This is a genomic window from Kribbella antibiotica, from assembly GCF_004349055.1.
GTDB lineage: Bacteria > Actinomycetota > Actinomycetes > Propionibacteriales > Kribbellaceae > Kribbella > Kribbella antibiotica.
Map to the genome: position 1 here is coordinate 1 of NZ_SMKX01000176.1, position 17,192 is coordinate 17,192.

Sequence of the window (17,192 nt, forward strand, 5' to 3'; positions counted from 1 at the left end):
CGTCTGGGTGGGTGCGGAGGGCTTGGGCGAAGCCGGTGCGTAGGTCTGTTCCGCCGCCGCCGATCAGTTCTAGGTGCTCGGCCTGGCAGAGGGGGACGGCTACGCCGGCGGCTGCGTCGCAGGAGATGACTGACACCAGGTCGCGGCGGCCGCCGGCTGCTCGCGAGATCGCAGCTACCTCTAGCAGGGCACTGCCCAGTTCGGCGTCGCTCACCGAGCCTGAGGTGTCGATCACGATGCAGACCTTGGGCGGCATTCGGCGGAGGCTTGGTAGAAGGACACCCGGTACGGCGGCCGATCGGCGGGACGGGCGCCGGTAGCTGTAGTCGTCGCCTGCCCCGGAGGCGCTCACGGCGGAGCGGATCGCTGCACCCAGTAGTTGGCGCCACGGTTGTGGCGGGTGGAAGGCTTCGTCTGCCCACCGGCGCCAGCCCTGCGGCGCATCGCCCGGTCGGCCCTTGATTCCTTCCGCGACACGGAAGCGGACGGCGTCCCGTTGCTGCTTGCTCAATCCGTTCGCCCCGCCGGATCCCAGCTCCCACGGGCGTTCGTGGCCATCGGCCCCGCTTCCGCAGTCCAGCCAGGCCAGCTCACCGGTGAGGCCGGACATCGACGTACTGCGCAGGTACTCCTCCATCAGTAGACCGCTGTCCAGTCGCAGCAGCGACGGCAGGACCGCTCCGGCAGGCTGAGGCAGCCCGTCGCCGTAGATGTCGTCGTTGATCTCGAAATCGGCGGCGATGTTCTGCCGCAGCCGCTCCCCCGGTCCGTACGCCTTGTTCTCCCGCGCATATCGCTCACCACGACCGTGGTGATCTCGGAGTAAGTGGGAAACCTCATGCACCCAGACACCAGCGAGTTCCTCAACTGGGGTGCGCATCACGAAGCCAGGTGAGACGTAGCACCGCCAGTGCGCGTCGACCGCCATGGTCGGTACCGACCTGTCCTCTACGACTTGCAGTGCGAAGAGTGCGCTGGCCAGGTAAGGACGGACCTTGACTGCGTGCAGCCGTGCCGTCAGCAGCTTCTCCATGTCCAACGGGACTCGCTTCATCCGCGCGCCGCTACGGCAGTGCGCTCCACTGACTGGTCTGCCAGCCGAGCGATACCGACTACCCCGGAGAGCCGCTCCACGGTCTCCGGTACCTCCCAGTCATCGCGCCGCAATGCGGCCAGCGCCATCGCCGGGGCGACCAACAGATCCGGTACGCCGGTCTCCAGCGCCCGGACCAGGATTGCCCAGCCCGCCTCCCAGCGCGCCCGCTCCGGCCGTGCGCCTACGGCGGCTACTACCGCTTCTAGTGCGGCCTGTCGTAGATCACCACGCTCAGGCAGTTCGGCGGAGGCCGGGTCTGCCAGCAGGGACTCCGGGTCCGGGAGCTCCATCCGGTCCAGGTGGGCAAGGAGCTCAAGACCTGGTCCGTCCCCCACCGCGCCTCGCACCAGCAACGCCAGTACGTCCCGGGAGACAGCGGCCGCCGTACCGAAGGCCAGCAGTGTCAACGCGGCCTCCCAGCTGCGAGGTGAAGGCCAGGCGCCGCCGCGTCGAGTCTCGGTGCTCGGCAGCCGGTGGATCAGTGTCGGCCTGGACTCCAGAAAGCTGCAGACTGCGCGCCGGGCGTAGGTCACTGCCTCTGTCAGTCGCTCCGGCACCAGCGCGGGCAGCTCTGCTCGCGGCCAGGTCCCGCCGAGCCCGCGCACCACCACCTCCCGGTCGTGCACCCAGTACAGGTGCACGAAACGGTTCGCGAGTGGTGGGCTCAGCTCCCACCCGTCTGCGGCCGAAGCTCGCGGGTTGGCGGCAGCCACGATCCGTACGGCGGGCGGTAGCTGCAGTGCGCCGACCTTGCGTTCCAGAACAACGCGGAGCAGCGCAGCCTGGACAGCCGGGGTGGCGGTGGAGAGCTCGTCCAGAAAGAGCAGTCCCCGTCCGGCCCGGACAAGGTCGACCGCCCACTGCGGCGGCGCCATCGGCACTCCCTGCACCGCTGGGTCGTCGCCGATGATGGGCAGCCCGGAGAAGTCGGTCGGCTCATGAACGCTGGCGATGACGGTCGTCAGCGGCAGGTCGAGAGAGGCAGCGAGCTGGGTCAGGGCGGCAGTCTTACCGATGCCAGGCTCGCCCCAGAGCAGTACTGGTAGATCGGCCGCGACGGCCAGAGTGAGGGCTTCGAGCTGTTCGTCGGGACGTGGCTCAGTGGTAGTCGTGCGTAGCAGGGCCAAGAGGTCCGCGGCCACGTCGAGTGCGGGCAGGGCAGTAGTCATAGGCATCACCTGGAGTGTGATCAGGGGACGGGGCGAACCCGTCCCAAAGAATTGGTCAGACTGCGCTGGTACGGCGGCCACGCTTGCGACGCATCGCGACTGGCACCCGGCGGTTGACCACGTGCTTCCAGTCCCAAGCCAGACACGCTCCCCGGCCGACTGCACCGACGGCGGAGACCAGCCCAGAACGGAACAACCCGTGGTCGACGCGGCGGGCCAGAGCCGTTTCCAGCTCGTCCCGGAGCGGCCCTTGACGAAGAATCGCGCCTGGCCCGAGCAGCCCTTCGAGAACGTCCAGGGCTCCGGCGATGTCGCCGTGCCCGATCCGCTCCCGGACCGCGGGGAGCTCCTCCGGATCACGGAGCGCCGCGTCGATCGCCCGCAGGCAGGGCAGCGGCGGCCCGCCCAGCGCAGCCAGGAGCTCCTCCCGGCGTAGCTGCGCCGGGTCGTGATCGATCGCCGCCAGTGCGCCACCGCGCAGCTCAATCCGGTGCATCTCGCCTCGACACTCGACCCGGTGTGGGTCGCGCAGCGGCAGAGCTGCGTCCGCTGGCGATGCTGGTCCGACCGCCGCCAGAGCTGTGGCGACGAGCGGATGCAGCCGGTCAACTGTGATCAGCCCGGCCTGCAGCAGATCAAGGTCTGGCAGGACCTGGGCCGCCGCCTCCGGCAGTACTGGGATGTCCTGTGCCGACAGCACGTCTCGCAGCAGTCGCACCGTCGGCACATGACTGTTGTCAGGGGCAACCAGTTCGAGTACGGCGTAAGACCGCGAACCGCGCCGTACGGCGAATATCCCGTCCAACCGGCCCGCATCAGCCAGGAGCAGTTCAGCCTCTCTGGACCAATCGACCGCACCGCACCGCGCCGCGAGTTCGCCGTACCGGGTGGAGTCCCAGAGGTGCCGATGCAGGTCGAGCCGGAAACGCCGGCTGGGCCGTGGGTGCGGGTGCTGCCGCGGGCCGCTGATCCCGGGATCCCACACAGCCAGGGACATCCGCTGCCCGGCATCCGCCCAGGTCGGCGGTGTCCGCACCACCAACTGCAGCGGAGTCGCACCGTAGCGGCTCAGAACGATGGTCAGCCCAGGTCTGAGCCGCCCATCCGGAGCGACCCGGGGCAGGTGCCAGCGGAGCAGATCTGGCGCCAAGCGGCGCAGGTCCGCCCGGAGGCGAGCGACGAGTTCGGTGCCGTAGCGATCACGCACAGCACGGAGGTCGAGATCGGTGTCGACGCGGGCGGCGGCACAAGCCCCGGCCCAGTCACCAGCCGCACGTCGTGCGGTGGCGGTCTCGATCATGGACGGCGGTACGGCGTACTCGCGCACGCGCCGCCACATCTGCAGGCGGGCCGGAATCGTAGTCGCGGTAGGTGCCATCAGCACTCACCTTGCGCGAACGATTCCCCCGATCCGTACGAGGAGTTAGTCATCTCTGGAATCATAAGCGCCGGACGGACGATCTGTCAGGCCTCTTTCACGGTGATGATGTGGGCCTGGATCTTTCCCTCGATCGGACCCGGTCCGTAGCGCTGCGCGAGGGCTTCGGCGCAAGCCGCGGTTGCGGCGGCCAGGTCTGGGGTGGCGCGGGCCTCGATCTCGGCGCGTAGGGGTGTGCCCTGGCAGTAGGCGATCGCGGCTGCCTGCGCTGACCGCGCGTGGCTGCGGGCCGCGATCGTTTCGTGGTGCGGGGAGGTCGTGAACCCCGCGGCGGTCAGATCATTCGCGATCGTCGCTAGATCGAAGTACCCATGCGGTGTGCGCCCCATGAAGCGTGGCGGGTCTGCGGGGTACAGACCTGCGAGAACGCTTTCGAGGAGGCCCGCGAACTCGTTGTCTGCAAGGCTGTCCCACACGTTGAACAACAGCGTCCCGCCAGGACGCAGGACACGGCGCGCTTCGGCGAAGGCGCGCACCTTGTCCGGGAAGAACATCACTCCGAACTGGCAGAACACCACATCGAACGTCGCGTCCTCGAACGGCAGTTGCATGGCGTCGGCCTGCTGCCAGCGCACTGGTCGCGCCGTACCGGTCGCCTCGGCCTGGTCGAGCATCGCCTGGTTGAGGTCGGTTGCCACCAGCTCCGCCGTACCGGGCACCATGCGCATCACGGCACGCGTGACCACGCCAGTCCCCGCGGCGACCTCAAGCACTCGCCCAGGGTCGAGCGCCACCACGCGGCGAGCGAGATCCTCGGCGTACGCCGCAAAGATCATCGGCACCATGTACTCGTCGTAGAACTCAGGAATCGAGCCCACGAACACCGCATCCGAACCATGCCCGTCCATCATTCCCCCTCGGTCTCCGATCGTACGACTTTCCTGCGCCATGGCTACCCCTCGCGGCCGTCGGGTAGTTTGCGGCCCATGGGTGCACGGGTAACGGCTGGGGAGTTTCATTCGGCTGCTGGAGTGGAAGATTGGCGGTCGGTCTATCACCTGGTGTCGGCGCATTTTCGGACTGCATCGCTGGCTGCCGGTACGGCGTTTGCCGGGGAGATCGCACGGGTGGCCGGGGAGGGCGCGGAGTATCTGGCGGTTGACCTGCGGGCCGGCGGAGTGACCGTCTCGTTGGGGCGGCGGGATGTTGCGTTGGCACGGCAGATCTCGGAGGCAGCGGCGGGACTGGGGTTGCGGTCCGACCCGAGCGTCGTACAGGTCGTCAATGTGACGGTGGATGCGTTGGTGGGCGCCGACGTGCTGCCGTTCTGGCGAGCGGTGCTGGGGTATGGGCAGATCGGGGATGACTACCTGTACGACCCGTTGCGGCGCGGGCCTGCCGTTGGACTGCAGGAGATGGACGTGGCTCGCGAGGGGCGTAATCGGATTCATGTGGACGTCGCCGTGGCGCACGACCAGGCCGAGGCGCGCGTGGCAGCGGCGCTGGCGGCAGGCGGGCGACTGGTGTCGGATGCGCACGCGCCGAAGTGGTGGGTGCTATCCGATGCCGAGGGCAACGAAGTTTGTGTGGCCACGTGGGTGGGACGCGACTAGAGCAGGTGAGTTCTGACGACGTGACGGACTAGTGCGGGGAGGTCCAGGTTCTCGAGGAGGTCGAGGGTCTGGGTGGCTCGGAGGGTGGTGAGGCCGTGCAGGTTGGTCCAGAGGGCTACGGCTCGGAGTTGCGCGTCGGCGGGGTGCACTTGGGCGATCAGGTCGGCGAAGGTTTGTAAGAGCGGGAGGGACTGGGCGCGGAGATTTCCGCCGGCCCCGGCCAGGAGATCGTGGCGGAAGATCAGGTCGAACATGCCTGGGCGTTCGGCGGCGAACTCGAGGTAGCGCTGGGCGGCGGCGGCCAGGCGGTCTTCAACGGCGCCGGAGGCCGGCAACGCGAGGCGGGTGGCGAGGTCGGTGAGGCCGGTGGCGGCGATGGCGGCCAGGAGGGCATTGTGGGTTGGGAAGTGGCGGCGCGGGGCGCCGTGAGAGACGCCGGCACGGCGGGCGATCGCGCGGAGGGTGAGATTCGCCAGCCCCTCAGACTCGAGGAGTTCGACGCCGGCCTGGACCAGGCGGTCGCGCAGTGGGGTCTCGGTCACCCGGCCATTGTCGGGCATGCGGACCGCCACGCCATCACAACTGCTCCGCGTCGGAGCGCCCAGGCGGGACCGGCCCGCCGCAAAGGGATTGTGATGGCCTGGGGATCCGTCTAGGCTGATCGCTGTGACTACCGGGTCGGCTAAACGCCATGCACGAGTTGGGTTCCCGGTCGCTCTCTGAGCGCCGAAGGGGCCGCCCGCGGGCCGCCCTCATCTCTTCTCTCACCGCACCAACGCAGTACCCCCAACCGAGAGAAGAGAATGCCGAACCCTTTTTCCGATGCACTGATCTCTGAGTTCCGCGCGAACGACGGCCGACTGAGCGGGCCGTTCGCCGACGCGAGAATGTTGCTCTTGACAACGACCGGTCGCCGTACGGGCCGACCGCACACCGCGATCATCGGGTACTACCCCGATGGCGGTCGCGTACTCGTCGTCGGCTCGGCCGGCGGCGCCGACAAGCACCCCGACTGGTACCTCAACCTGCTCGCCAACCCCGAGGTCACAGTCGAGTCCGGCCTGTTCACCTACCAGGCGAACGCCGTACCGCTTGAAGGTCCCGAGCGGGACGAGGTGTTCGCCCGACTTGTCGAGGCGGACGAGGGCTGGGGCAAATACCAGGCCGGTACGACGCGCACGATCCCCGTGATTGCCCTTACCCAGAAGCAGATCGGCCCGCCGCGGGGTGGTGGTTCGTTCGCCGATCTGCTGATTCGAATCCACAAGACGTTCCGTCACGAGCTGGCGTTGATCCGCGATGAGGTCGCCAAATCCGGTACGGCGGGGATCGGGGCGCAGCTCCGCGTCAACTGCCTCACGCTGTGCCAGGGGCTCCATCATCATCACATCGGCGAGTCGCAAGGGATCTTCCCCGGCCTGCTCCAACAGCACCCCGAGCTGTCCGACGAGATCAACGCACTACTCCAGGAGCACGACCAACTCGCCGTACACCTTGAGGAGCTGGAGAAACTCCTCACCACACCGCGCCCCGATCTACTCCCCGAGATCGACCGCATCGTCGCGGTGCTCAACAAACACCTGGATCACGAAGAAGCCGCGCTGCTCGCGTTCTTGTGAGCCAGTAGGGCGTAGGCGTTAGGCAGGCGGCCGGACCACGCAGCAGCCGTGGTCCCGTCGCCGGGCCGCCAGAACGGCTCGGCGTACTCCTCCAGTACGTCGAGCTGCAGCCCTGCCCGTGAGACCGCAGTGACGAACTGGCCGAGCGTCCACTGCCATTCGCGCGCACCGTCACCGGGGAAGGTGTCGTTGACATGCGACTCGGCGAAGTAGCTGCGGTCCGGGCGGATCCGCGGCTCGTCCTCATCCCACGTCCACAGCGGCACCGCCGGATGCGCGTCGTACACAAAGAGGCTGCCGCCCGGCCGCAGCACCCGCGCCACATCCCGCGCCCACGCGTCGATGTCGCGCATCCAAATCACCGCGCCCTTGCCGGTGTACACAAGGTCCGCACACTCATCACGCACCGGTACGCCGGGAACCTCAGCCGCAACGTAGCGACACGGCGTGCCGATCTCCGTGGCCCGTCGCTGCGCCGCCCCCGCCGCAACCACGCTGTAGTCGATCCCCACCACAACCCGAGCCCCCGCGCGCACGAGCGCCGGGTCGTCCACCCCATGCCCACTCTGAAAATGCACAACAGTCGGCCCACCCGCCAGCACCGGCCCCAACAACTCCAGCTCCCGCGGGAACAGATCCGCCCCACCCCGGGCCTGCTCCAGCAACTCGTCGTACTCCCGAACATGCTTCGTCGAAGCCTGCTCCCACACGACCCGATTACCCCGCACCACCTCGTCCATCCCCCGATCGTGTCAGCGCATCGAACAGGTCGCGAGCGAAATACGTATCCGCCAACGCATCGTGAATCGCATAGGCCGACTGGTCGATCCCGACCAGCGCCGCCATCTCCCCAACCGCGGCCGTCGGCGGCAGACCAGTGCGCCCGAGCAACTGGCTGATCACGCACACCAGCCGGAAGTCCCACGGAACATCAGCCGCGTCCAGCGGCACCAACCCGTGAACGGACATCAGATGCAGTACGTCGTTCGCATCCATCCAAGGCGCTGCGCCGACCCACACGGGCTGGTCGGCGGTGAGCTCGACCATCAGCTCGGCGATCTCGCGGCCGGTGGCGACATCGGTGTCAGAGCCGTTCGACTCCGGGTGGCGCTCGAAGCGGCTGATCGTGAGCGCCTGTGACGTTGCGCGGTCGAGGTCCAGTTCGCGCAACGGGACGAAGCGGTTGTACGACGTCTCGCGGCCGTCGTCCTCGCGGCGGATCACCGCCAGTTGCCAGATCTGCCGCCCACCCGGCAGCCAGGGTTCGCGGAGGCTCGTGGTCTCGAGGTCGACAAAAACGATTGGCATGAGGATCAGTCTGGCGATCGCCACCGACAGCTCTGTCACGCAGCGTCAGCGTGACGCTGCGTGACGTGACAATTTCTGGAAGATTGCCTGATAGAGAAGAAATCGTCCGGGAATTCGCCGAAAAAACCGTACGGAACGTGTAACGGCTGGCGGATCGTCACGATATGACGAGTGAGCGTGCCGATGGGGGGCCAGCGGAACGCTCCGGTGCTTCTTCGGGATCACCGCACGTTGGGGGGAAAAACGAACAGGTGCTCACCCGGGGCGGGGTGAGCACCTGTTTTCGTTGTCGGACCGGTCAGCCCTTGATGCCGACGTTCGCCATACCTTCGACGAAGCGCTTCTGCGCGAAGACGAAGAGGATGATCATCGGCAGCGTGGCGAGCGCCGTACCGGCCATCAGGTACGGCCACTGGATCTCGGCCGGGTTCTGGGAGAAGATCGCGAGCCCCAGCTGGAGCGGGCGCATCTCGTCCGAGGTGGTGATCATCAGCGGCCAGAGGAAACCGTTCCAGGCCGCTTCGATCTGGAAGACGGCGATGGTGATGAGCGCCGGCTTGATCAGCGGCGTCATGATCCGCCAGAAGATGCCGAACTCACCGAGTCCGTCGACGCGGGCCGCCTGGGCCAGTTCGTCCGGGAGCGAAACGAAGAACTGCCGGGCCAGGAAGGTGAAGAAGGGTGCGGCGCCGAGCGGGATGATGAGGCCCCACCAGGAGTTCAGCCAGCCGATACCGCCCTGGCCGAGGATGTTGTTTCCGCCGAACAGCGGGATCGACTTCACGATCATGAACAGCGGCACCAGGATGATCTGGAACGGCACCAGCAGCAGCACGATGAAGTAGCCGAGCAGCCACTTCCCGCCCTTCAACGGCATCTTCGCCAGCGCGTAGCCGGCCGTCGTACAGATGAGCAGCGTGAACGCGGTCTCACCGATCGCGATCAGCGCGCTGTTGCGGAAGTAGCGCAGGAACGGCGCGGTCTGCATCGCTTCGCTGAAGTTGCTCCAGCGCAGCTCACCAGGCAGCCACGAGAACTTGAGGATCTCGAGCTCACTCTTGAACGCCGTCAGCACCATCCACAGGAACGGCGTGATCATCAGCAGCGCGCCGATGATCAGGACGACGTACAGCAGGATCCGGCCCGGCCGGACCGCCGACGGCTTGGTCGAGGCCGAAGCGACCGCCGGCAAGGTGGCGCTAGTCATTGGTATCCGCCCTCTGGAGCAGGCGCCCGACACCGATGAAGACGGCGATCACGATCATCATGATCACGGTCTCGGCGGACGCATAGCCGAGTTTCAGGTCCTGGAACGCGTTCTGGTAGATGTCCAGCACCAGTACGCGCGTCTCACTACCGGGCCCACCACGCGTCATCACGTAGACCAGGTCGAAGACCTGGAACGTGCCGACGATCGACGTGATCAGCACGAAGAACTGTACCGGGCCGAGCGCCGGCAGCGTCACGTTGCGGAACTTCTGCCACCGCGAAGCGCCGTCGATGTCCGCAGACTCGAGCAGGTCGCGCGACACGCCCTGCAACGCGGCCAAGTAGATGATGATCTTGGTGCCGAGGCCCTGCCAGATACCGACGACCATCAGCGAGCCCAGCGCCGTGTTGGGATCAGCGAGCCAGCGGTTCGGCGCGAAGCCGAAGAGACTAAGGAAGCCGTTCGCGAGACCGGAGCCCGGGTTGTAGATCCACAGCCAGATCGTCGCGACCGCAACCGTCGCGGTGACGGTCGGGATGTAGAACGCGGTCCGGAAGAAGCCGATCCCGCGGATCTTCTGGTTCAGCCCGATCGCGACGGCCAGCGAGAGCGCCATCGAGATCGGGATGACGATCAGCGCGTACAGCACCGTGTGCCACAGCGCCGCCTGGAAGTCGACGTCGCCGAAAAGGTCGCTGTAGTTACCGAATCCGACCCACGACCAGGTGTCACCGAAGCTGTAGTCAGTGAGCGAAAGCACCAGTACGGCGACCACCGGGATCACGATGAAGATGCCGGAGTGCAGCAGCGCCGGCGTCAGCAGGGCCCAACCGGTGCGGACCTGGCTGCGGGTCAGCGTGCCCTTGTCCTTGGCCACCGCGGACTTGCCCGAGGCGGCGAGCGCCGGGCGCTCGAGTGTTGTGCTCATCGGCTTTGTCCTGCCAGGTTGTGCAGCACCGTCGCGGGATCCTTTTGCCCGAGGACGGCCTGGGTGAGCTGGATGTCGAAGTTGCCCCGCATCTCGAGCCAGTTCGGCGGGACCTCGTTCTCGTTCGCGGCCTTGTCCAGCCCCTCGGCGACGAACTTGCTCAGCGGGTTCGACTTCGCCTGCGGCGAGTTCACCGCATCCTTGTACGCCGGGAGCTTCTTGTTCAGCTTGGCCATCGCGTCGAGCGTGGTCGGCTGGGTCATCGACTGGATGAACGCCCAGGCCGCCTGCTTGTGCCTGCTGCGCGACCCGATCGACGCCAGGTCACCACCCATGTACTCGATCTCCTTGCCGCTGTTGAAGCGGAAGAATTTCAGATCGTCACAAGTCTTCTGGCCGATGCCCTTACCGCCGGTGCTGCAGTCGACAGCGCCACCGACGATCCCCATCGCGGCTTCGCCGGAGTAGACGAGCGGCTGCTGGGCCGCGTTCACCTGCCCGTACGGCTGGACGTTGTTGATCATCGACTTGATCCACAACAGGGTGTCCAGCCCCTCCTTGTTGTCGAAGTTCGGCTCGCCACCGACGTACAGCGGCTTACCGGTCGACGCGAGGAAGGTGGTGAACGACTGCCGGAACCCGGTCGCCGACGCGAGGTCGAAACCGCTCCGGGTGATGTTGCCGCCCTTGTCGCGCTTGGTCAGTTTCTCGGCCGCGATCTTGATCTCGGCCAGCGACGTCGGCGGCTTCTCCGGGTCCAGGCCCGCCTCGATGAACGCACTCTTGCGGAGCGCGACCGCACGGGTGTCCGCCAGCAGCGGGTACCCGTACATCTTGCCGTCGTAGGTGACCGCGGGGATCAGCGCCGCCAGGCTCTTCTCCCGGATCACGTCCGGCGTCAGACCGAACTCACCGAGGTCGGCGAAGATCCGCTTCGACGCGAACGGCTGGATCCACCCGACGCCGGTGACCATGACGTCGTACGGGATGCCGGCCGCGATCGAGGTCGACATCTTCTCGTTCAAGTTGTTGTACGTCGCGAAGTCCGGCTCGACCTTCATCTTCGGATAAGCCTTGTGGAAGTCGTCGACGACCTTCTGGAACTGTTGCCGCCCCTCGTTGCTGGGCGGGAACGACGGGAGCAACACCCGCAACGTCCCGGTGGCCTCAGCCGGCGCAACGCCATCCGTGCTCTTGTCGATCACCCCGCTGCCACAACTGCTGACCACAACGGCAAGGGCCGCGGCCAGCACAGTCAGTCCCACGGAACGTCTCACAGGGGAACTCCTTCGCATCAAGTGCAGCGAAAGTATGGGAAAGGGCTTTCCTCGTCAAGACCTCGACGCTCGAATGATCACTTTCGATCAGGACCGGAACTGGAACGATCAGAGTTCCGCGCAGCGGACTGGATCAGCGCTGGATTTCAGGGGTGCGCTCGGGGGTGGATTGGGATCCGGAGCGGCGCGAGCCCATCTGATCCTCGCCCAGCCGACTGGCCGAAGTGAGTGGTTCAGAGCCAGAACGACTCGCGTGTACGGCGGTCGCCAGGTCGGCGGGGAGTTCCTGCTGCTTCGCGCTGTCCGCAGTCTGGGGCCCGGCCTGTTGCTCGGCCGCGACTGCCCGCTCCACCCGAGTCTCGGGTGCGGGCTGCCCCCACTCCTTGCTCAGCGCTCGTACCTCTGCCCGACCCGCCCTGAACGCTCCGTCACCGGCACGTGCCGACTCGCGTCGCCTAGTGTTCCGATCCGGCTCCTCGCCCAGCGCCTTCAGCCCTGCCATCGGAGGCTTCATGGCCGTCTCGATCCGTTGAACCGCGGCGCCGCGCTCTTGCGCCGGAACCTTTCCAGGCAGATCGCTACCTTCGTAGAGCATCTCGGCCGCAGCACGGAACTTCTGCTCGGGGTTGACGACAGCGAGCCGCCGAACCACCTCGGAAGTCTCCACGCCTGTTTCGCGCGAGATACCTTCGGTAAAGCGACGAGCAGCTGGGGTGTAGTGGTCGTACGACCCCCTTGCCTCTGCCGATTTGATACCAGGGGCGATCTCTTCGAGCCCGAGCTCGTCGATGTACTCGTTGAGGTTGTCGTAACTGTGGACCTCGGTAATGCCTTCTTCGAGCGCCTTCTCCGGGAGTCTCTGGTAGGCCGCCTTGCCGTCAGCGTGTTCGGTTCCCTCAGCGGCGAGGGCGTGCGTGTTCTCGTGGTGGACGGTCTTGATCGCCTCGCGATAGGACCGCAGCGTGTCAGCGTCCTGGTTATAGACCCGGGCGTTCTCGAACATGTCCTTGAGCGGAGCGGCCACCAAGCGGTCGGAGTAATTGATCGTGTGGTCCCAGCTGACCGAGCCGCGAATCTTCTCCTTGGGATCGGTCGCGCCGACCCTCCCGTTCCAGGAGGAGTGGTGGGCGCCAGAGACGCGGACAGCGGCCCTGGCCTGCTCCGCCATCAACTCCTGATAGCTGGTGGCCTTCACCTTGCGTCGGGCTCCAACGCCTCCGCCAGCATCAGCAGGGACTCGTTCATCTCGACGATCGCAGCCTGCTCATTCGCGGGAGCGGTGTCGGCGATCCGGCTGATGGCGGTGATCCCGGCACGGGCGCGAGCGATGCGCTCGGCAGGTGTGCCGCTGTCGTCAGTAGCCCGAGCGTGCGCTTGGACCGCCTGGTTCATCGCGTCCGACCACGGCTCCTCGTCTGCGCCCTCACCCGCTTGGAGGATGCCCTCGATACTCACGATGTCGCCTTCGGCATCCCAGCGATCCTGAGGATCCTCGACGGTGGCAGCGAGATCCTTCAGCCGAGCGATGTCATCCGCAAGTGTGACCGGCAGGTCCTTGTCGCCGAGCACGGCGAAGACCTTGTCGCTCTCAACCTTGAACTGCTCGTAGTCCATGCGCTGAATCTACCGTTTGAGCGCCGCACGAAGCGCGGAGATTGAGCGTCGGGAGCAGTGAGAGGTGCTGCACCGGCCCGGGTTTGGACTGGAGTTTCCGCAGCAACAGCTCGCACGCGGTCTCGCCGAGGGCGAACTTAGGCGGGCACACAGCCGTGAGTGGGACCACCGCGAGGGCCGCGGTGACATCGTTGTAGACCACGACAGCCAGATCCTCCGGCACACGCATGCCGCGCTCCATGGCGCGCTCCACCAGCCGGGCGGCCTGTTCGTCGGAGTGGATCAGCGTCGCTCGGGCGCCGAAGGCTTCGCATTCGGTGAGGAAGGCGTCGAGCTGCGCCAGGGAGGCTGGGTCGTCGCCGGTCTGGGGAAGCTCCAGCGGCGAGATGTAGATGTCGATGCCGAGGGTGGTCGCGGCTTGTTCGATGCCGCGGCGGAGCCAGTGGGCGGTGACGGTGGGTTGGAGGCTGACCGCGATGCGGCGGTGGCCGAGGCTCGCGAAGTGGCGGAGGGCGAGCATGGCGCCGTACGCGTGGTCGGTGCGGACGTGGTCGTATTCGCGGGCGACGTCGGGGAAGCCGAAGGCGCGTTCCATCAGGACCAGGGGGACGTCGACTGCGTCCAGGCGGGCGCCGATGAGGCTCGCGTCGCCGTCGCCGTAGGCGGTGCTGAGGAGGAGGCCGGCGACGCCGATGCCGAGGACCTTCTCGATGCGCTCCAGCTCGGTGGCCGGGTCGTAGCCGGAGACGCCAAGGACCAGGCGGGCGCCGTACCGGGCTGCGGTTGCTTCGGCGCCGCGGATGACGTCGGTGTAGTACGTCGATGCACTCGGTACGACGATGCCGATCGTCAGCCGTTCACCCGGAGCGCTCTGATCGGCGGGGCTGGTGCCGATGGCGCCGCCGTGCACGCGGCGGAGGAGCCCGGCACCGTCGAGCTCGGCCAGATCCCGGCGTACTGTGATCGCGGAAACGCCCAGCTCGGCGACCAGCTCGCCCACCCGGAGCCGGCCGTGGCGGCGCAGGCTCCGCAAGATCAGCTCGTGGCGCTCCGATGCAAGCATGCGCTCCCCGGTTTCTGTGGACCTGTGATTTCTGATGATTGTTTGTGATCATACGATCAACCTGGGCACATTCGGAATGCGCGTTGAAACGAGGAGGCGAACCAGTGGAACAGACCGGCGGCCGGACCAACTCCGTGTTGGCGAAACTGACAGTGGTCGGCGACCTGCTCCTGCTGCAGCTCACCTTCCTGGTGATCAGCGCCGGGATCATCACGCTGTTCCCGGCGGCGTTCGCGCTGCAACGGGTGCTGCCGGAGGCGATCAGCCAGGAGCGGACCGGGATGATGCGGATGTTCTTCCGCGAGTTCAAGTGGGCGTTCAAGCGGTTCTGGCTGTCCGGGTTCGGCCTGTACTTCGGTGGTGTGATGCTCGCCTTCGGGCTGGCCTTCTGGGCGAATGCCACCGGCCCGGCGCGGATTTTCGCGCTCGTGATCCTGATTCCGCTGACCGGGATGATCATCGGGCTTTACCTGAGCGGTCTGGCGGTACTGCGCGATGCGGGCGACGACGCGTCGATGAAGACCGTGTTCCGGCAGGCCAATCTGTTCCTGCTGCGCCGGTCGCTGCCGGTGGCGGGCGGTGTGGTCGGGCTGCTCACCTGGTTCGCGCTGGCGTCGCAGGTGCCGACACTGCTCGTGGTCGGGTCCGGACTGGTTCCCGCGCTCATCGCCTACTGGTTGGGCGGCGGGCGGCGCCTGGAAGAAAAAGATTCGGGCGAGGTGTCAATCTGAGGGTCTCCGGTTCGACGTAAGGGTGTAGACGCCCTCACGAAGGAGACCCAGATGTACGCGACGACCGACTCCCTGGCGACCACGCCGGCCACGCAGGGCGGCCGCTCGCGCTGGCTCGCTTTGTACACACTGTGTGCAGGCATGTTGATGATCGTGCTCGACGTCACCGTGGTGAACGTGGCGCTGCCCGCGATTCAGGACGACCTCGGTTTCACCAGCTCCTCGCTGGCCTGGGTGGTGAACGCGTACCTGATCGCGTTCGGCGGCCTTCTCCTGCTGGCCGGCCGCCTTGGTGACCTACTGGGCCGGCGCAACGTCTTCATCGCCGGACTGGTCGTTTTCACCATCGCCTCCGTGTGGTGCGGGCTGGCTGGATCGCAGGAGATGCTGGTGATCGCCCGGTTCGCGCAGGGCATCGGTGGCGCGCTCACCTCCGCAGTGATCCTCGGCATGATCGTCACGCTGTTCCCCGAGCCGCGGGAGCAGGCGAAGGCGATCGGCATGTACGCCTTCGTCGCATCGGCCGGTGGATCGATCGGACTGCTCGCCGGCGGCGTACTGACCCAGGCGATCAGCTGGCACTGGATTTTCTTCGTCAACCTGCCGATCGGCGTTCTGGCCATCGTACTGGCCGTGAAGCTGATCGAGAAGGACAAGGGCCTCGGGATGGGGCGCGGCACCGACGTACCGGGCGCCGTACTGATCACTGCGGCCCTGATGCTCGGAGTGTTCACCATCGTGAAGCCGGCTGCTGAGCTGGGCTGGACTGCCGGCCGGACTGTCGCCCTGGCGTTGCTGACGATCACTCTGCTGATCTGCTTCGTGGTCCGCGAGGCCACTGCGGCCAACCCGCTCGTACCGCTGCGCATCTTCCGCTCCCGCAACCTGTCCGGCGCCAACGTGGTCCAAGCGCTCTCCAGCTCGGGCATGTTCGGCATCTTCTTCCTCGGCTCGCTCTACCTGCAGCGAGTGCTCGGGTACGACGCTCTGGAGATCGGACTGGCGTTCCTGCCGACCACTGTGGTCATGGGGCTGCTGTCGGTGAAGTACTCCGAGAAGCTGGTCACCCGCTACGGCCCCCGTCGTCCCCTGATCGCCGGACTGCTTCTCGTGGCTGTCGGGCTGGCCCTCTTCACCCAAGCTCCGGTCGGCGGCAGCTACGTCGTACACGTTCTCCCTGTACTGACGCTGCTCGGGCTGGGCGGTGGAATCGCCTTCCCCGCGCTGATGGGTCTGTCGATGGCCGACGTACGGCCTGAGGACGCCGGCCTCGCGTCGGGCCTCATCGGCACCATGGGCGAGGTAGGCGCCGCCCTCGGCCTCGCCGTCCTGGCGACCCTCGCTGCCACCCACACCAACGGCAGCACTTCGCTACAGGCCCTCACCAACGGCTACCACTTCTCCTTCGCAGTGGCCGCCGCCATCGTCGCCGTCTCAGTCCTGGTCGCCTACATCTTCATGCGCCCCAGCAAGAACATCTAAGTACGGCGGTGCTGGGCCGGCGCATCGGCGTACCACTTCCACCAGGCGAGCCCCCGGCGGCGGGCGCCGATCGTGAGCATCACCATGGCCGCCAGAACCAGTGCGGACCCGCCGACGACCAGTCCGGTCGAGACTCGGCGGGTTTCGCTGTCCTCCACCCAGAGGTGAGCGTCGGCAGCCGCCAGTGCGACCGATGGATCGGACGGACGGTAGACGATTTGGAGCGGCATCGCATAGCGCGTCCCGGCGGCTGGTGGCTGGGCTCCTTCGCGCATGCCTTGCGCATCGTCCTGGTAGTCGCTCAACACCGTCCGAACCTGCTGTCCAGCTGCTATGAACTCGACCCGCACCTCGCCGATTCCCGGGTCCCCTTTGCCGGGATAGACATCAAGCTGGACGGACGTGGCCACGGTCTCGCCGCCGGCGTTGAGCAGCTCGCGGCCCAGATCTCGCCGGTCGAGGGCGTCGATCAGGATCCCGGTGCCGATCAGCGCCAGCACCAAGGCGGGGACGCCAAGCCAGGTGGCTCCGCGCCCAGGCCAGTCGACGCGCCCGCTCATCTCGCCCGGCGACGGGCAATGGCGCCAGCGGTGACAGCGGCCGGGGCGCACTTGTTCCGCCAGTTCATCTCACCGATGATCGCACGGGGTTTGTCCACAGGGTGAGGGATCGGGTTTCGGGCCTGGGGGTGGGATGGGGAAGGA

At 66.8% G+C, this 17,192-nt stretch carries 18 protein-coding genes; 4 read left to right on the top strand and 14 right to left on the bottom strand.

The genetic code is table 11. From position 1 onward, the window contains the following. From E1263_RS36715 to E1263_RS36730, 4 genes are all read right to left on the bottom strand, one after another. A partial coding sequence (locus E1263_RS36715) for a vWA domain-containing protein (RefSeq protein ID WP_238161872.1) occupies positions 1-1,054 on the bottom strand: 1,054 nt, incomplete at its 3' end. After that, entirely contained in the window at positions 1,051-2,265 is a 1,215-nt protein-coding gene (locus E1263_RS36720; protein ID WP_132176024.1) for an AAA family ATPase, read from the bottom strand. The genes E1263_RS36715 and E1263_RS36720, both read right to left, overlap by 4 nt. A gap of 55 nt (positions 2,266-2,320) precedes the next feature. Further along, a complete protein-coding gene (locus tag E1263_RS36725) occupies positions 2,321-3,643 on the bottom strand; it encodes a hypothetical protein (RefSeq protein ID WP_132176026.1) in 1,323 nt (440 codons plus the stop codon). Between the two features lie 86 nt (positions 3,644-3,729). After that, positions 3,730-4,551: a class I SAM-dependent methyltransferase gene (locus E1263_RS36730; RefSeq protein WP_132176028.1), complete on the bottom strand. Its 822-nt coding sequence runs from the start codon at positions 4,549-4,551 to the stop codon at positions 3,730-3,732. Between the two features lie 78 nt (positions 4,552-4,629). On the opposite strand from E1263_RS36730, the gene E1263_RS36735 reads away from it, so the two are divergent. Further along, positions 4,630-5,256, top strand: coding sequence for a VOC family protein (locus E1263_RS36735; RefSeq protein ID WP_132176030.1), 627 nt, complete (start codon positions 4,630-4,632; stop codon positions 5,254-5,256). Here the strand turns inward: E1263_RS36735 and E1263_RS44170 are convergent. Further along, the gene (locus tag E1263_RS44170) at positions 5,253-5,798 is read right to left on the bottom strand and encodes a TetR/AcrR family transcriptional regulator (RefSeq protein ID WP_132176032.1); all 546 of its coding nucleotides are present in this window, start codon (positions 5,796-5,798) and stop codon (positions 5,253-5,255) included. The two genes, E1263_RS36735 and E1263_RS44170, sit on opposite strands and share 4 nt — an antisense overlap. 261 nt (positions 5,799-6,059) lie before the next feature. Here E1263_RS44170 and E1263_RS36745 point away from each other — a divergent pair, with 261 nt between their 5' ends. Continuing rightward, a complete protein-coding gene (locus tag E1263_RS36745) occupies positions 6,060-6,875 on the top strand; it encodes a nitroreductase/quinone reductase family protein (RefSeq protein ID WP_132176034.1) in 816 nt (271 codons plus the stop codon). On the opposite strand, the gene E1263_RS36750 is transcribed toward E1263_RS36745, so the two are convergent. The 8 genes from E1263_RS36750 to E1263_RS36785 all read right to left on the bottom strand — a co-directional run bounded on the left by E1263_RS36750 (position 6,842) and on the right by E1263_RS36785 (position 14,275). Next, positions 6,842-7,615: a class I SAM-dependent methyltransferase gene (locus tag E1263_RS36750; protein WP_132176036.1), complete on the bottom strand. Its 774-nt coding sequence runs from the start codon at positions 7,613-7,615 to the stop codon at positions 6,842-6,844. The genes E1263_RS36745 and E1263_RS36750 overlap by 34 nt on opposite strands. Beyond that, positions 7,593-8,183 (bottom strand): 3'-5' exonuclease family protein, encoded by a 591-nt coding sequence (locus E1263_RS36755; protein ID WP_132176038.1) that lies wholly within the window; start codon positions 8,181-8,183, stop codon positions 7,593-7,595. The genes E1263_RS36750 and E1263_RS36755 overlap by 23 nt, the downstream gene beginning before the upstream one ends. Positions 8,184-8,481: 298 nt before the next feature. After that, positions 8,482-9,390, bottom strand: a complete 909-nt coding sequence (locus E1263_RS36760; RefSeq protein ID WP_132176040.1) for a carbohydrate ABC transporter permease — start codon at positions 9,388-9,390, stop codon at positions 8,482-8,484. Then, complete coding sequence (locus tag E1263_RS36765; RefSeq protein ID WP_132176042.1) at positions 9,383-10,321, bottom strand: carbohydrate ABC transporter permease; 939 nt, start codon at positions 10,319-10,321, stop codon at positions 9,383-9,385. Before E1263_RS36765 ends, E1263_RS36760 begins: the two co-directional genes overlap by 8 nt. After that, on the bottom strand, positions 10,318-11,598 hold the full coding sequence (locus tag E1263_RS36770) for an extracellular solute-binding protein (protein WP_132176044.1): 1,281 nt from the start codon (positions 11,596-11,598) through the stop codon (positions 10,318-10,320). Before E1263_RS36770 ends, E1263_RS36765 begins: the two co-directional genes overlap by 4 nt. A gap of 133 nt (positions 11,599-11,731) precedes the next feature. Further along, a complete protein-coding gene (locus tag E1263_RS36775) occupies positions 11,732-12,793 on the bottom strand; it encodes a hypothetical protein (protein WP_132176046.1) in 1,062 nt (353 codons plus the stop codon). After that, complete coding sequence (locus tag E1263_RS36780; RefSeq protein ID WP_132176048.1) at positions 12,790-13,212, bottom strand: hypothetical protein; 423 nt, start codon at positions 13,210-13,212, stop codon at positions 12,790-12,792. The genes E1263_RS36775 and E1263_RS36780 overlap by 4 nt, the downstream gene beginning before the upstream one ends. Beyond that, positions 13,187-14,275 (bottom strand): substrate-binding domain-containing protein, encoded by a 1,089-nt coding sequence (locus E1263_RS36785; RefSeq protein WP_132176050.1) that lies wholly within the window; start codon positions 14,273-14,275, stop codon positions 13,187-13,189. The genes E1263_RS36780 and E1263_RS36785 overlap by 26 nt, the downstream gene beginning before the upstream one ends. Before the next feature lie 104 nt (positions 14,276-14,379). Here E1263_RS36785 and E1263_RS36790 point away from each other — a divergent pair, with 104 nt between their 5' ends. Beyond that, the gene (locus E1263_RS36790) at positions 14,380-15,006 is read left to right on the top strand and encodes a DUF624 domain-containing protein (protein ID WP_132176052.1); all 627 of its coding nucleotides are present in this window, start codon (positions 14,380-14,382) and stop codon (positions 15,004-15,006) included. Positions 15,007-15,057: 51 nt separating this feature from the next. Then, entirely contained in the window at positions 15,058-16,488 is a 1,431-nt protein-coding gene (locus tag E1263_RS36795; protein ID WP_132176054.1) for a DHA2 family efflux MFS transporter permease subunit, read from the top strand. Here E1263_RS36795 and E1263_RS36800 read toward each other — a convergent pair. After that, positions 16,485-17,048: a hypothetical protein gene (locus E1263_RS36800; RefSeq protein ID WP_132176056.1), complete on the bottom strand. Its 564-nt coding sequence runs from the start codon at positions 17,046-17,048 to the stop codon at positions 16,485-16,487. The genes E1263_RS36795 and E1263_RS36800 overlap by 4 nt on opposite strands. Between the last annotated feature and the right edge of the window lie 144 nt (positions 17,049-17,192).

Bases quoted from the DNA above. Each gene is read 5' to 3' on its own strand.
- E1263_RS36785 (WP_132176050.1), bottom strand. From the start codon at position 14,275: ATGCTTGCATCGGAGCGCCACGAGCTGATCTTGCGGAGCCTGCGCCGC.
- E1263_RS36760 (WP_132176040.1), bottom strand. From the start codon at position 9,390: ATGACTAGCGCCACCTTGCCGGCGGTCGCTTCGGCCTCGACCAAGCCG.
- E1263_RS36755 (WP_132176038.1), bottom strand. From the start codon at position 8,183: ATGCCAATCGTTTTTGTCGACCTCGAGACCACGAGCCTCCGCGAACCC.
- E1263_RS36745 (WP_132176034.1), top strand. From the start codon at position 6,060: ATGCCGAACCCTTTTTCCGATGCACTGATCTCTGAGTTCCGCGCGAAC.
- E1263_RS36720 (WP_132176024.1), bottom strand. From the start codon at position 2,265: ATGACTACTGCCCTGCCCGCACTCGACGTGGCCGCGGACCTCTTGGCC.
- E1263_RS36780 (WP_132176048.1), bottom strand. From the start codon at position 13,212: ATGGACTACGAGCAGTTCAAGGTTGAGAGCGACAAGGTCTTCGCCGTG.
- E1263_RS36730 (WP_132176028.1), bottom strand. From the start codon at position 4,551: ATGGACGGGCATGGTTCGGATGCGGTGTTCGTGGGCTCGATTCCTGAG.
- E1263_RS36795 (WP_132176054.1), top strand. From the start codon at position 15,058: ATGTACGCGACGACCGACTCCCTGGCGACCACGCCGGCCACGCAGGGC.
- E1263_RS36725 (WP_132176026.1), bottom strand. From the start codon at position 3,643: ATGGCACCTACCGCGACTACGATTCCGGCCCGCCTGCAGATGTGGCGG.
- E1263_RS36800 (WP_132176056.1), bottom strand. From the start codon at position 17,048: ATGAGCGGGCGCGTCGACTGGCCTGGGCGCGGAGCCACCTGGCTTGGC.
- E1263_RS36765 (WP_132176042.1), bottom strand. From the start codon at position 10,321: ATGAGCACAACACTCGAGCGCCCGGCGCTCGCCGCCTCGGGCAAGTCC.
- E1263_RS36735 (WP_132176030.1), top strand. From the start codon at position 4,630: ATGGGTGCACGGGTAACGGCTGGGGAGTTTCATTCGGCTGCTGGAGTG.
- E1263_RS36750 (WP_132176036.1), bottom strand. From the start codon at position 7,615: ATGGACGAGGTGGTGCGGGGTAATCGGGTCGTGTGGGAGCAGGCTTCG.